We start from the raw sequence: 15,460 nt of genomic DNA on the forward strand, positions 1-15,460 counted from the left end.
TAGAGTTACAGAATATGTAATCTTTGAAGATGTAACGATAAGGGGTTATAATATCCTTATCAAAATTACTAATAAATTATCTTCACTTTTATAACAACTATACTGAGCATCAATTTTAACATGAACATCCCAGTAGCTAATGTTATTTCAAAACAGTTTTTTTTTGCTTTACCTGATTGAATATAATAAGCAGTATTTCCCTCAAATGTTGCTTTATAACTAAGCTCTTTAGACATTTTCACATGCATCACAGCATTAGAATTATTTTGGATTTTAAATTGAACACTAACTTGTGTTGCATACATAGTTGAATTAACTGCTAACATACCAAATAAAATAATATTTTTTATTTACTTACCTTCCCAATTATTTATACAATTACCTGAAGCCATTATGATTTCATTATTAGTATGGTTTCCTCTTTGAAAGAAAAAACATTGATATTTATTCAAACAGCTACTTTTTTATACATGTACTCCTTATTACCTCCTATGTTTCTATCATGATCATAATTATTTGACATGATAATAAATATTTATCAATATGAAAATATCAATAAGTTATTTAAGAGTATATTTAATATCAGATTTGTCATTATGAATATATTCGCAGACAAGTTTTATGATGAATATAGAGAGACTATAGTAAGCATTTGCAGACATACTCTAAAGTATATTTACTATCACTCAGAGAGCTAATTCATAAACATATGGCTTGTAATAGTAAATTATGTTTTACCTAGTAATTTCCTAATCTTCGCAATTAGTTATTAGTTAGTAAAATAGACTATCTAAGTACCACTCCTAGATATAAACCGAAATATCTAGTGTAAGTGTATTAATCCGCTGCCCATTGTACAAGCTCTGCCATGAATACTCTGGACCAATAAGAACATTGTCATCAAAGAATGATCGTTGCGTAGATATTAGAATTTGATCCTTAATCCCTGAAGGTGCTAGAAAAAAGCTCCCTCCAGCAGATAACGGCATTGGAATGTTATCGGCATTATAAGAGTGGCCATAACTAGCGTTAATATTCTGACCGCTACCAAATAATCTAAAAGTGTATGCTGCTTGTACTGTAAAAGCTCCTGCAAATGCATTACTACGACCATTCAACTGTGTGCTTTGAGTTGTAGTAGTTGCCCAGCCAGCACCAATATTTAAATTTCCTGGTAAGAAAGGAATACTCTCAAAGTTTATAGCTGTATCAATATTAAACTCTCCGACACGCTTATCAATAAAGTTAAATTTATTATTAGCACCACGAATATCATGCATATAACCCAAATTAAAACCTACTTGGGCTAGATTTGGAATACTTACAGCATCAAAATACGCTACAGAGAAAGTCGCATGGTTTTTTGCATCAAAAACAGTAAAGTTAGCATTTAAGGTATCACCGTGATAGTTAATTGCTGCATTGGTAACCCTAAGTGGTCTAAACATATTCGCAGTGATACCACTTGTCCAAGGGCCACCACCTCCAAACGAGCCAACTGAAGGCCTATATTTACCAACAGATATAAATATTGGTGTTGTATCAAGATTACCAAAAATTACAAATGCATCCTGCAGATTATAGTTATTATTCTGGTTAGCAACAAAATCCAAATTAGCTGTGACATAATGACCAAGATTCGCCAAAAAGTATAGCGTCGCACTAGTTAAGTATATATTCTCGCCATTAGCTGGAAAATTTCCACCATTTCTAGTTGTAATATTAGTACCATTCCAGATTTGTACATCAGCTTGTATAAATCCACCGAAGAAAATTGAGTAATCATCAAGGAAAGCTCTCTGCCTTAGGATACTTGAGGCAAAAAGGTTACTTGGTAACTGCCCAATTGGTACCATATTATTACTCGAGAATGAACCAACATATGAGACCTCACCTTGGGTGGTAATCTTAACCTGATTACCAACATCTACCTCTCTATCACCATCAGGTAAGCTTAAAGTTACTTGTTGCTGTAAATATCGTTCTCTAACTTTTGTGCTTTTGTAGAAATCATTAAACTGATCACTAGAGACTTTTTTCTGTGAACCTAGTCCCACAACAGTATCATCAGTTTTTTTTTTTGATTATTAAGTTTAGATATCTGAGCTTGTAAGAGCCTAATTTTATTAGCCAGTTTAGTAATTTCTGTAGCATTTAATTGCGAAGAGTCACTAGCTTGATTAGCTGTTACATAACTAATGTCTAAGAAAAAAAATAATAATGTGATAATGACTAAAAGCTTTTTTTTAAGCATTCATACAATATACTTTTTTTATACATATACAGACATATCTAGCGTAATTGTATTCATATGCTCACCAGTATACAGTCTTTGATACGCATATTCAGGGCCAAACAAAACATTATCATCAAAGTAAGCACGCTGAGCAGAGAAAATAAGCTGTTGTTTAATACCTGCTGCTGTTTGACCGAAACTTGGCGAGGCATTTGCTGTCGCCATTGGAATGGCTGCAGCATTATATGATTGTCCATACGTAACGTTAAAGTTAGTATTTCTACCACCAAGCACTAATGAATAGTTGGCCGCCCCATACCATGCACCAGCTAATACATTGCCTCCATTACCATTAAAATCTTCTTTATTTGTTGTACTTGCCCAACCAGCACCTAAGTTTAAGAACCCATCCCAAATTGCATAAGTTAAGTTACCATCGACGTTTAAAGCACCAACATTATCACCACTACGATTTATTTTTTTCAATGAACTTGCGATCGAAGGATTATCAGCTCCTGCAATATTAAAGACATAACCAATGTTAAAACCAACTGCCAAATTTGGTGTCCAACTATCAGCATAGAATAAACCGGTTGAGAAGTTTGCATGCTTGTCATCTGAACCAAATACTGCAATATTGGCGTTCCAAACTTGGTCTTTATAGTCAACAGATACGTTGGTAACGTTACCTGGTGATAAGAATTTTGTGATACCACTTGTCCAGGTACCACCACCACCATATGTACCGACTGAAAGTTTATTTCTACCAGCAGTTACGAAGAATGGGGAAGTATCTAAGTTACCAAAAATTACAAAGGCGTTACCTAAACTAAACTGCCCTGACTCGTTAGTATCAAAGTCAAATTGTGCTGTTACGTAGTGACCTAAATTTGATAAGAAATAAAGGTTAGCATTAGTCAAATATATATTTTGACCATTACCAGGATAAGAATTTGCTTCAGATCTAGTTATGCTACTACCAAACCATGCTTGTGCATCAGTTTCAATAAAGCCACCAAAGAATACTGAATAATCATCAAATTTTTCTCTTTGACCTAATAATGTTGAAGCAAAAAGGTTAGAAGAAATCTGCCCGATTGGTATACTATTGTTACCAGAGTATGAACCTAAGTAAGTAACTTGACCTTGGGTTGTAATTGCCGGAGCTCCACCTACGTCAATACCACCTTTTTGGTTAAATACACCTCCTAATGCCTGATTGCCTAGGTTGATGATTGAGTTACTCGCATCGACATTCTCCATAATATCTGATGAAGTCTCACCACCAATTAAAGCCTGACTTAAATCTCTACTTTCACCATTTCCGCCAAGCGTACGAGGGTTTTTATTACCATCAACCCTTGAACTATAAGTTGTAAACTGTGAACTACCACCATTAGATGTATTTTCTAATCCACTACCACTATTGCCTTGTTCTTTAAGCTGCTGCAACTGTAATTGAAGTTGGTGTACTTGTTGCTGTAACTTTAATAAAAGTTCTCTATCATTTAGATTTGATCCTGTAGCTCGTGCTGTTGAAGGTACTGCACTAGCATTTGGATCTGGCTGACCTAATGTTTGATCACCAATACTAGTAGCTCCAAAAGGACCTCCTTGTGAAACAACTCTAGGAAAATCTTCAGAAGAAGCTAAACCAGTACAAGCTAATAAGCTACTAACCAACAAACAGGCTTTTTTAAATTTATGCACCACAGTAAAACTTCCCCTTAATAAACCAGCAAACCAAAGAAAATCTCGCTGAGTTTAGCACAATTATGTGCTTGGTTTCAACAAATTTTGCACCTTTTAAAAAGTAAATTAATAGCTAAATATTAATATATTGTGTAAACTGTTTCTAAGTCTTAGAATCACAAACTGATTTAGATTGGCATATATGGTGCATATGTTGGTGTCCATGATGATAAATTAATTAATCTCTCAATCTCTTCATCAAGCTCGGTCTCGGTTAGATCTTCTAGATCTATATCAACGCCATGCACACCCTCTAAAATTGCCTGCTTAGCTACTGCTTTTGTAATCTCTTTAGTAACATCAACTAAATCTGTTATCCTAGCTAGTAATGGTTGAGTAATATCCTCATGGATTACCATTGGTGATAAATCACTTAATTTGTAGCAAGCTGCTCTAATCATACCTTTTGTAAGAACTCGGGCATGTACAGCCACAGAACCTAAGCCTAAACCTGGGAATATAAAGGCATTATTTCCTTGAGAAATACGATATTCACGACCATTATATGTCACATCAGGGAATGGGCTACCCGCTGCAATTAATGCATTACCATTTGTCCATTTAATAATATCTTCAGGTAATGCTTCACAAAGAGATGTAGGGTTAGATAAAGGCATAATAATAGGGTAATTATTATTTTTTGCCATAGTTTTAATAATTTCTTTAGTAAATGACCCAGGCTGACCAGAAGTTCCAATTAAAATAGCACATTTTGTATTTTTAACTGTTTCTTCAAGTGTAATATAATTAAAGTCTTCAACTTCCCACTTATCAATTTCTTCGCTAGTTTTAACAAAAGGCTTCTGCTCTGGTGTAATTCTCTTTGCTCTTAGTCTATTACAAACTAGACCATATCTATCTACTAGATAAATACTGCTTCTAGCTTTCTCAATAGAGACTCCAGCTCTGTCAGCGATTACATCAGCAAGCTGCCTAGCTATCCCACAACCAGCACTACCAGCACCAAAAATAACTACTTTAATATCACATATACCACTTAATGCTTCTTCAGTGGTTATTTCACCTGCATTTATTCTTATGGTGCTTGCCGTTTTGACAGCAGCTATACAGTTAGCTGCAGCAACAATACCTGTACCTTCAATATCATCATTAAATGTACATAGCTTATCTTTATATTTTTCTAGAATACGCGTAGCATTATCGCGACCTAAATCTTCCCAGTGTAAAAACACATTTGGAAATCTAGCTTTAATTTGAGTAACAAACTCTTCAATAAACTCATCATAAGTTTCACCAGAGACTCTTGGTAAACGTATACCCAAGTAACCTGAAGCACTTAATAAAACATCGTTATTTGTACCCATATCAAGCTGTATGGGTAAAACTCTTGCTGGATCTATACCACTTGCAGCTACGTAGACCATAATCTTACCAATACTAATATTCATACCACCGATGCCTTGATCGCCAATCCCAAGAATTGCCTCACCATCTGTAACAAGTACTAGATCAATACTATTGTACTCATATCGCTCTAGTATTCTAGCAATATGTTTTTTATGACTTATAGAGATAAATAAACCGCTTTGTTTTCTAAATTGACTACTATACTTTTCAACTGCCTCACCTACTGTTGGTGTATATATAACCGGCATTATTTCTTCTAAATTCTCACGCACAAAGTGGTAAAATAGTGTGGTGTTTAAGTCATGAAGCCTATTTAAGAATACATATTTTTCAAGAGAGTTAGGTTTCAAGTCAAGCTGTCTTCTTACTCTAATAGCCTGCTCTTCGAGACTTTCGACTTTTTCTGGTAGGTAGCCTATAAGATCAAAAGCAATTCTTTCTTCTTGACTAAAAGCAACATCCTTATTTAAAACCCTATTATTTAAAAGCTGTCTACCTGTAAGATTAGTTTCTATTGCAAAAACTTTACCGCTTTTATTTCTTAACTTTCTTATTCTTTTTTCACGTCTTTCCATGACCCAGACCACTTATAAAATTTTACGTTACACTATAACAAAAACATCTAACAAATTAAGTATCTATCAGTAGTTGCTTTTTTTCAACAAAAAATGAATACTATACGCTATTATACATTTTCAAATGTAATTTGCTTTAAACCCTTCTATTAATCATAATGAAAATTATTACAGACTTAAATAAAACCAAAGATCCTTCACCAAAAGCAATAGCTATTGGCTCTTTCGATGGCATCCATCTAGGTCATCAAGCAATCGTAAAAAAACTCTTAACTATAGCTAAAGAGAATAACCTAGTACCCTACATTTTATTCTTTGAACCTTTACCTAAAGAGTTTTTCTTAAAAGAAAGAGCTCCGTTAAGAATATATGATTTTAGAAATAAAATAATCAACTTACATAAGCTTGGTGTAGAGTATATAATTTGTCAAAAATTTAATACAAAATTTGCAAATATTACTGCAAAAGAATTTATCGAAGAATTTCTTGTCAATAAGCTCAATACCAAATATATAATTGTTGGTGATGACTTTAAATTTGGCAAAAACCGTGGTGGTGATTATGAACTTCTAAACCAATACTCACAAACCCATGATTTTAGTGTTGATAAGGTTTCTACCTTAAATCTAGATAATCACCGTATTAGTAGCAGCGATATTCGTCAAGCTATTACAAATCATGATTTGGCAGAAGCCAACAAGCTCTTAGGTGCATCAATAAAAATTAACTCCCGTGTCATACATGGCAAAAAAAATGGTAGAAAAATTGGCTTTAATACTGCCAATCAGAAATTACCTAAAAATTCGGCTCTCAAGGGAGTTTATCTAACCAGAATTTTTATCGATGATGAGGTTTTCTATGGAGTGACTAATTCTGGTACTAGGCCAACTATCGATGGTAAGAATAATCTTATTGAGACCCATATCTTTAATTTTAATAGGGATATTTATAGTAAACATATCACCACAGAAATAGTAGGTTTTATCAGGACAGAAATGAAGTTTAATTCTTTTGAAGAATTAAAATCACAAATATTCAAAGATATTAAAACTGCAAAAAAATTAATAACTACATTATAGACTATTAACATAATCAGCTTTGTACTTTATAATTTAACTTTAAGTAATTTTAAATTTCTCAATATAAACTTATTATTTAATACCTAAGGAATAATCCACATGAGTGACTATAAAGACACCTTAAATCTCCCAAAAACATCTTTTTCTATGAAAGGTAACCTAGCTAATAAAGAACCAATCATTTTTAACAAATGGGAAAAGCAAGGTATTTATAAAAAAATTAGAGAACATTTTGCTGGGCGTGAGAAATTTGTCCTTCACGATGGTCCACCATATGCTAATGGGAATATTCATGTTGGCCATGCAGTAAATAAAATTCTTAAAGATATAATTATCAAGTCAAAGACCCTAAGTGGTTATGATGCTCCTTATATTCCTACTTGGGATTGCCATGGCTTACCAATTGAGTTACAAGTTGAGAAAAAACATGGCAAGGCTGGACAAGGTATATCTGAAGAAGATTTTAGAAAAAAATGTCGCAGATATGCTAAAAAACAAGTAGAAATCCAAAAAAAAGATTTCAAGAGACTTGGTGTTCTAGGTAACTGGGAACATCCATATCTAACTATGAATTTTGATTATGAAGCTAATATAATTAGAACATTAGCTAAGATTATTAATAATGGTCATCTAAGCAAAGGATTTAAACCTGTACATTGGTGCACTGATTGTGGTTCAGCACTTGCTGAAGCTGAGGTTGAATATGCTGATAAGGTTTCCCTTGCTATCGATGTCAAATTTAAAATCAAAGATAAAGACAAACTTGCACAAGCTTTTGGTTTAGATTCGTTAAATCATGATGCTTTTGCAATTATTTGGACAACTACTCCTTGGACACTTCCTGCTAACCAAGCAATTGCAGTAAACAACCAACTAAACTACAGCTTAATTAAAATTGATGATTTTTATATTATCTTAGCTGAAAATCTAGTTGAACAAACACTGAAAAGATATACCATAGAAAATGATCAAATAATTGCTACAACAACTGGCGATAAACTAACTGGAATTATAGCTGAGCACCCTTTCTACAGTCGTCATGTGCCAATTTTACATGGTGATCATGTCACTGATGACGCTGGTACAGGGATAGTACATATAGCTCCTACTCATGGCGTTGAGGATTTTTACCTAGGGAAAGAGCATAACTTATCTATGGACATTTTTGTCAAAGGTAATGGTTGCTATAGCGAAAATACCAAACTATTTGCTGGAGAATTTATATTTAAAGCTAATAATAGAATTATCGAACTTCTTGGTGAGAAAAAGCGCCTAATGAATTCTAATAAGATCAAGCATAGCTATCCTCACTGCTGGCGGCACAAAACTCCTCTTATATTTAGAGCAACGCCACAATGGTTCATAAGCATGGAAAAACAAGGATTGCGTGATAAAGCACTACAAGCTATCAAAGAAACTAGCTGGGCGCCTAGCTGGGGGCAAGCACGTATAGAAGGCATGGTTAAAGATAGACCTGACTGGTGTATATCACGCCAAAGAACTTGGGGAGTCCCGTTACCTTTATTTATCCATAAGGAAACTGAAGAGCTACATCCAAACACTATTGAAATACTACACAAAGTCGCTGAGAAAATTGAAAAAGGTGGTATTGAAGCATGGTTTAATGCTGATGAAAGCGAATTCATTGCAGAAACTGATCAGTATAAGCCTGTCAAAGATACCTTAGATGTTTGGTTTGATTCTGGCTCATCTAGTATGTGTGTACTAGACATAGACAAACGCCTAAGCTATCCAGCTGATTTATATTTAGAAGGATCTGACCAACATCGTGGCTGGTTTCAAACATCGCTTTTAGTAGCAATATCTGCTAAAGGTAGCCAACCGTATAAAGAAGTTTTCACTCACGGCTTTGTAGTAGATGAGCATGGCCGTAAGATGTCTAAATCTCTTGGAAACGTAACATCTCCTCAAGATATCTATAACACTCTTGGCGCTGATATCTTACGTCTCTGGACAGCTTCAACTGACTATAAGAGTGAAATGGCGATATCTGATCAAATCTTAAAAAGAACTGCGGATACTTATCGTAGATTGCGTAATACTGCTAGATTCTTACTTTCAAACTTAGATGGGTTTAACCCAGCGACTGATATTATTGAATTTGATAAATTAGTTAAGCTAGATCAATGGGCAATAGCTAAAACCAAAGAATTTCAGGATAAAATCATTTATGCTTACAATAAATATCAAACTCATACAGTCGCGCAGCTAATACATCATTTCTGCTCTATTGAAATGGGAAGTTTTTATCTAGATATCATCAAAGATAGGCAATATACTACAAAAACTAATGGACATCCACGCAAGTCTGCCCAAACAGCTATTTATCATATTGTCCATGCTCTTGTAAGATGGATGGCACCTATACTTTCATTCACTGCTGATGAAATCTGGGAAGCTACACCAAAGACTACTGACCTACCAATCCAGCTTTGTGAGTGGTATACAGAACTTAAATATTTTGACACAGATTCTGAACTAGATCTAGAATACTGGGCAAAAATCCAAGAGATACGCTCTGAAGTAAATAGAGTACTTGAGATTAAAAGAAATGAAGATGCTGTCAAATCATCTCTAGAAGCTGAAATTACAATTTATGCTGATAAGGATAATTATAAGTTACTAGAAAAACTTGGTAATGAACTTAGGTTCTTACTAATATCTTCAAAAGCAAACCTAAAAGTAATTGAAGAAAAGTCATGTAAGTCAATTGCTGCTAATATCCCTGGCTTATCTATTGAGATAACTAAAATTGAAGAACCTAAGTGTGAAAGATGCTGGCATCGCAGCCAAACAGTTGGAGAGAATCAACAGTATAAAGATATCTGTAGTCGTTGTGTCGAAAATATAACTACAGCAACTGGAGAGTCACGTGAATTTGCTTAAACCAAAATTGAAATATTTTATCTTAGCAATTTTGATTATTTTAGCTGACTTATACACTAAATATTTAGCAAATACACATATAGAGTTTGCTAAATCTGTAAAAATAACTAGTTTTTTAAATCTTACGTTGTTATATAATCATGGTGCAGCATTTAGTCTTCTAAGTAATGATCAAACATCATGGCAGATGATAACGTTTTCAATAATTTCACTGGTTGCAGCAATTGTTCTTATTTACCTAATTGTCAAGCAACCAGTTACTGAGAAACTTAATCTATTTTCTTTTGCACTTATTCTAGGTGGTGCTCTAGGCAACTTTTACGATCGTGCTTTTCAAGGCTATGTAATTGATTTCTTAGATTTTCATATCGGCAACTATCACTGGCCATCTTTTAATATAGCTGACTCAGCTATTACATGTGGAGTTATACTCTTGATAACGGCATCTTTGTTTACTAAAAAGAAATCATAATGACTTTTTATAGTCAGTATATAATTGGCGCGCTTTGAATTCATTGCCGCCATAAGATATATTGTAGATTGTTTGACCCATTTTTGAATCATGTTCCATAATAATACCAACATATTTTACATTAGGAAGAGGCTTATTAACCTCGGCAATAATCGTAGCTATCAAAGGTAATTTTTCATTTACCATAATTGTATAGCCATTAGTTTTTAAATAGCTGACTAACTTATTATATCTATTATTAAAATCAACACCATCAAGACGAATAATTTGATCTGGATAATTTGCTACTAAGAATCTTACTCCATCGATATCATTTGTATGCTTACTAAAATCAATTTGTTTAACCACACTATATCTTGTTAGTTTCTCATAATGGGTAATATTATCCTCTAAATCACTTTTTATAGTACATGAAGCCATTACCAAACTTGCCAAACAAAAGGGTAAAATTTTCTTGGACATATTTAGACCTAATAACCTAAAATATTCAATACTGTAATTATAACCACAAAGTAGCTATTTTATAAGCTTTTCAAATATACAACTAACAAAACATAACAAATCTTTATTTATTATAAAAATATCCATACAATATATAAAAAATAATTAGCTAAATAAATGTCTAAAAGTTCTAGTACTAAAAGATGGCTACATGAGCATACTTCAGACTACTATGTCATCCAAGCAAATAAGCTTGGTTACCGTAGTAGAGCAAGTTTCAAAGTCATTGAAATACAATATAAGTATCAATTATTTAAACCAAATATGTTTGTCGTCGATCTTGGTGCAGCTCCAGGTGGCTGGTCTGAGCAAGTGATAAAATATATAGGTAAAAATGGTAAGTTTATTGCTCTAGATCTATTAGAGATGGCTCCAATAGCTGGAGTAGAATTTATTCAAGGCGACTTCTCTAGTTATGAAACTTATCAAAAACTCAATACTCTTGTTAACAATCAAAAAATTGATTGTGTTATCTCTGATATGGCACCAAATCTAAGCGGTAATAAAACTTCAGATCAAGCAAAATCAATATATCTGCTTGAGTTAGCTTTGGATTTTGCCAATATGAACCTTAATAAAAATGGTTGTTTCGTTGCGAAAGTTTTTCAAGGTAAAGGTAGTGATGAATATCTCAAGCTAGTAAGAGAGTCTTTCAATAAAGTTATTCAGTTTAAACCAAAATCTTCAAGAGCAAAATCACGAGAGTTCTATATAGTTGCAACTGGATTTAAGGATTAATTTATCTTTAAAACATATGATTTAAAATAGAGTTTTAAGATTGGTTTACTTTAATAGTTTATTTTTAAAAATCTCCTACAAAGTTTTCTTCAAATTTGTCAAGTAGATAAATTATATAATTTTGGCGCTATTTCATTTAAGTATTTATTTCTTTCTAAGATTTTATCCATAGTAATACCATAATTTTTCCATGTACCTCCATTATTATTAAAATTTTGTATTTGCTGGAACTAGTCTGCGAGCTATCAAACCCCAGCTATAGCTGCTATAGCTTTTGTCCTTGAGATCAGTTAAAACTTTAGCTATTTTTTTGAATTGCAGTAAGTTCATTTTGTCTCTATGAGTGTATATGACTACAGCAAACGCAAAAGTATCGCCACTATGCATCTTGATAGCTTTAGCAATATCTAAACTGACATTAGCATACTCCGCCAAAATGTTAGCAGTCATGGCAACTTGCCAACTTTGTTCGGCACTACCTTCATGACGATTGCTATTACATGGCGACTAAGTTTGGCGATAAACTTTTTTTAGTTTCTCAAGTTCACTAATAAACTCAAGCTGAGCTATTAAATTTTAACTCATCATGTTTCCATAAATCAAACATTTTACTTGCAACCAACCTATTAGCTTTTGCTGTTGGATGGCAATAATCCCAACATAAATACTTCTCTGGATCACCCATTATCTCTATATCATATTGAATATTACCTAATGAATCCGCACCACCATAACTATCGACACAGGCATCAGTAACATTTTCAAATCCATATTTAGCTGGGTTCTCAACACAATCATTTAATAAGCTATAAAAATCAAAAAGCTTAAGATTTATATTTGGAAAAATTGCTTGTAATTCTGCAACACGATTCATTAATAAACCATTCTGTAGATTAACATTTATTTGCATATATGATTTAAAAAATTTACCCACCCAGTTAGATAGATAGTCTTTATATGCTGGTGCCTTAGTAACATCTGGAATATTCCACAATATTATATTCTTAGCTCCCATTTTTATAGCTTTTCGGACAATCTTATTAAGATCCCGAGCTACTCTAAATTTTGGTACTAGGTTTATATATGGAATTTCATTGTAAAGCATAAACATAAAGTTATTCGCCCCACCGTTTATAACGACAAGATCATCATCAGCAAACCTACCTTCTTCATTTTCAAACTTGACAATTTGTTCAGATACAGCAAAAGAATGATATCTTAGTAATGATGATGGGTTCGTACCATGTGTCAAAGCACCTCCTATCGCATAATTTTTATGCTTGATCTCTGATAGCTTCTGATCTTTGGCAAGCATTTGAGCTAAAATCTCTGTTGAGACTAGTCCATTTGAAAATCTGCCATCGTGATATGGCTTACCTGGTATATCTAGTGTTTTCATGATATTACCATTATCTAAAAGACTATCTCCAAAAACTACCAGCCTATTTATTTGTCGCATATTTAATCCTTGTACTCAAAAAAAATTAACCATCCAATGGGATATTATTAAACTATTATTTCTAATCCTTAGGCTTTCTAAAACCTGATGAAACTCATTTTTTATATCATTTTGATATTTTTTGATAAGTGTATGGGTATGAACCTTAAGCATTTCTGGATGAGTCTGTATGCCTAGAATATGATTATTTATACAAAACATTTGAACTTTACAGTAATCGCTCGTACTTATAAGTTCAGCTTCCTGCGGTAATTTTAAAACCATATCTTGATAGTAAAACAACAAACTTAAATAACTATGAAATGGCTCCATACATGACTTTCTAGTTAAAATATAAACATTATGCACACCCACTGCAAACCATTTAGGTCCTCGTTCAAATCTACCACCTAGGGCTTGAGCTAAAATTTGATGTCCAAAACAAATACCTACGATCTCCTTGTAACTATCATGAAGTTTAACTATTGCTGCTTTTAACTTAACAATCCAAGCTAGATTATCAAAAGCTGTAGCTTTACTTCCAGTTATGATAAAACCATTGTATATATTATAGTCTTGGGGATACTCCTGTATAGTTATATTAAAAATATCAAAATCAACCACTACAGACAACTTTAAAAAAAATTAGCAAACATTTCTGTATAATTACCACCAGCAATTCCATGACGATGTTCTTGGATATGGTCTGTTTGTAAAATTGCTATTTTCATGTGATTTTTTATTATTAATTTATTAATGCATCAAACAGTATTTTTTTGAACTCTGGTGTTATTTCAAAAGTATATGTATAACTTTTCGTTCCACAACGTGAACCTTTTATTTTTATGAGGTTACCATCTTTAGTGATATCTTTGATAGTTATAATATCGATTTGTGTACTATCTAAAATTTCGGTTTTGCGCTTCCAATTATCTCTATAACGAGTAATTGCACTACGATATGAACCTGATATCTTATTCTCTAGAGCTTTTTTGACAAACTCTTGGGCCCCTTGTGGTATCTCTTCAGCAAACTTCTTAAGTTCATACAAAGTTCTAACATCTTCAATAATACCTCTATTTGATAGCTCACGAATATTCTCATCAGCATCAGCTATCTTTAGGCGCATAGATATCCAGCTGTTATCTCTACCTAATACCTTAGCTATATCAGATTTTTTGACATTTTTATTCTCTATCAAATATCTTAAGGCATCAGCCTCTTCAAATGGGGAAACATTTTCTCTTTGATCATTTTCTAAAAGCTGTAATAGCACAATATTTACATCAGACTCTTCTTGTCTAACTATGCATGGTATCGTTGTCAAACCAGCTTGCTTAGTTGCCAAATATCTTCGTTCACCAACTATTATATAATGAATCCCATCAGCTTTTTTATCTGTAACGATGATTGGCTGAATTACACCATTTTCTTTAATACTATCTGCTAGAGAATCAATATTTTTGAATGTTTTGCGTGGTTGATTAACATCTGGTTTTACTATAGTCAAAGGTAACTCAAAAAGCTGACCAACCTTGCTTGCCTGCTCATTTAAGTCTTGTAACTGCATTGCTCTGAGGATATCTTTTTTCTCTTGAGCGATAGTATCATGAATCTTTTGATTAATTTTACGGTTCATTAAAGAAACTTTTTTAGCCATTATCCTCTCCAAAGAACTCAACTATTTCTCTTGCAAGTTTTTTAACCTGTATATGAACTTTGCTTTGCTTAGCATAGTCACCGACATAAACACCTTCAGCTTCAGCTTCTATAAACTTAACACTTTGAGAAACATAAGCATCAAAGAAATTACCATCTTGTTCAAAAAACTCCCATAAGCTTTTTGCCATATTTGATTGGATTTGTACTCTGTTAGCAAAGAATTTATAAGGTTTTTCAGCAGTTATAGCCAAGTCTTTTGCCTCTATAAGACCTGATAAGTCCATACCGCTAGGTGAACATGGTATAACTACCAGATCAGATAATAATGCTGATTTTAATGCGGCAGTTTGGAAATTAGGTGGTGTATCAATTATAATAAAATCTAAGTCTTGCTTAAACTCAATAACTTTTTCCCGCACATTTTTCTCATCAAGACTATAGACAAAATTACCTAGTTGATCATTTTTAGCCATCCACATGTAAGCATCAGGCTTATCCTTATCCATATCAATTATGGCAACTTTATAGCCAAGTTCTTTTAAACCACAGGCGATATTAATTGCTGTTGTAGTTTTTCCTGAGCCACCCTTTTGCTGTAGCAAAGAAACTACTTTTGCATTTTTTTGCTTCATTTTTTTTAAACCTTAAAATGTACAAATTATTTTATTTATATAAAATACTTAGCAAATTATAGTCTATATTTGTCTGCTATAAAACTAACTTTTGTACATT

10 protein-coding genes and 4 pseudogenes are annotated in these 15,460 nt (G+C 33.1%); 4 read left to right on the forward strand and 10 right to left on the reverse strand.

Features of this window, described 5'->3' with window-relative positions; translation table 11 throughout:
• Positions 1 to 102 precede the first annotated feature (102 nt).
• The 4 genes and pseudogenes from FSC845_RS00695 to FSC845_RS00710 form a co-directional block, all read right to left on the reverse strand.
• A pseudogene (locus tag FSC845_RS00695) lies at positions 103 to 326 on the reverse strand (hypothetical protein); the annotation flags it as partial.
• Positions 327 to 803: 477 nt separating this feature from the next.
• A pseudogene (locus FSC845_RS00700) lies at positions 804 to 2,254 on the reverse strand (DUF3573 domain-containing protein).
• An 18-nt stretch (positions 2,255 to 2,272) separates the two neighbouring features.
• Entirely contained in the window at positions 2,273 to 3,949 is a 1,677-nt protein-coding gene (locus tag FSC845_RS00705; RefSeq protein WP_064461338.1) for a DUF3573 domain-containing protein, read from the reverse strand.
• Positions 3,950 to 4,116: 167 nt separating this feature from the next.
• Positions 4,117 to 5,931: an NAD-dependent malic enzyme gene (locus FSC845_RS00710; protein ID WP_064461339.1), complete on the reverse strand. Its 1,815-nt coding sequence runs from the start codon at positions 5,929 to 5,931 to the stop codon at positions 4,117 to 4,119.
• 158 nt (positions 5,932 to 6,089) lie between these two features.
• Between FSC845_RS00710 and ribF the strand changes: the two genes are divergently transcribed.
• The 3 genes from ribF (at position 6,090) to lspA (ending at position 10,389) form a co-directional block, all read left to right on the forward strand.
• A complete protein-coding gene (gene ribF, locus FSC845_RS00715) occupies positions 6,090 to 7,010 on the forward strand; it encodes a bifunctional riboflavin kinase/FAD synthetase (protein ID WP_064461340.1) in 921 nt (306 codons plus the stop codon).
• Between the two features lie 99 nt (positions 7,011 to 7,109).
• Positions 7,110 to 9,917, forward strand: coding sequence for an isoleucine--tRNA ligase (gene ileS, locus FSC845_RS00720; protein ID WP_064461341.1), 2,808 nt, complete (start codon positions 7,110 to 7,112; stop codon positions 9,915 to 9,917).
• Positions 9,904 to 10,389: a signal peptidase II gene (gene lspA, locus FSC845_RS00725; RefSeq protein ID WP_064461342.1), complete on the forward strand. Its 486-nt coding sequence runs from the start codon at positions 9,904 to 9,906 to the stop codon at positions 10,387 to 10,389. The genes ileS and lspA overlap by 14 nt, the downstream gene beginning before the upstream one ends.
• On the opposite strand, the gene FSC845_RS00730 is transcribed toward lspA, so the two are convergent.
• Positions 10,384 to 10,851: a hypothetical protein gene (locus FSC845_RS00730; protein ID WP_064461343.1), complete on the reverse strand. Its 468-nt coding sequence runs from the start codon at positions 10,849 to 10,851 to the stop codon at positions 10,384 to 10,386. The genes lspA and FSC845_RS00730 overlap by 6 nt on opposite strands.
• A gap of 156 nt (positions 10,852 to 11,007) precedes the next feature.
• Here FSC845_RS00730 and rlmE point away from each other — a divergent pair, with 156 nt between their 5' ends.
• Positions 11,008 to 11,628, forward strand: a complete 621-nt coding sequence (gene rlmE / locus FSC845_RS00735) for a 23S rRNA (uridine(2552)-2'-O)-methyltransferase RlmE (RefSeq protein WP_064461344.1) — start codon at positions 11,008 to 11,010, stop codon at positions 11,626 to 11,628.
• 64 nt (positions 11,629 to 11,692) lie between these two features.
• On the opposite strand, the pseudogene FSC845_RS09870 reads toward rlmE, so the two are convergent.
• The 5 genes and pseudogenes from FSC845_RS09870 to FSC845_RS00760 all read right to left on the reverse strand — a co-directional run bounded on the left by FSC845_RS09870 (position 11,693) and on the right by FSC845_RS00760 (position 15,360).
• A pseudogene (locus FSC845_RS09870) lies at positions 11,693 to 12,198 on the reverse strand (HD domain-containing protein).
• Positions 12,185 to 13,087, reverse strand: a complete 903-nt coding sequence (locus tag FSC845_RS00745) for an SGNH/GDSL hydrolase family protein (protein ID WP_064461346.1) — start codon at positions 13,085 to 13,087, stop codon at positions 12,185 to 12,187. Before FSC845_RS00745 ends, FSC845_RS09870 begins: the two are co-directional and overlap by 14 nt.
• A 2-nt stretch (positions 13,088 to 13,089) precedes the next feature.
• Positions 13,090 to 13,797: pseudogene (locus FSC845_RS00750) on the reverse strand (glutamine amidotransferase-related protein).
• Between the two features lie 14 nt (positions 13,798 to 13,811).
• On the reverse strand, positions 13,812 to 14,726 hold the full coding sequence (locus FSC845_RS00755) for a ParB/RepB/Spo0J family partition protein (protein ID WP_064461348.1): 915 nt from the start codon (positions 14,724 to 14,726) through the stop codon (positions 13,812 to 13,814).
• Positions 14,719 to 15,360, reverse strand: coding sequence for a ParA family protein (locus tag FSC845_RS00760; protein WP_064461349.1), 642 nt, complete (start codon positions 15,358 to 15,360; stop codon positions 14,719 to 14,721). The genes FSC845_RS00755 and FSC845_RS00760 overlap by 8 nt, the downstream gene beginning before the upstream one ends.
• Positions 15,361 to 15,460 lie beyond the last annotated feature (100 nt).

This window comes from Francisella persica ATCC VR-331, assembly GCF_001653955.1.
GTDB classification, from domain to species: domain Bacteria; phylum Pseudomonadota; class Gammaproteobacteria; order Francisellales; family Francisellaceae; genus Francisella; species Francisella persica.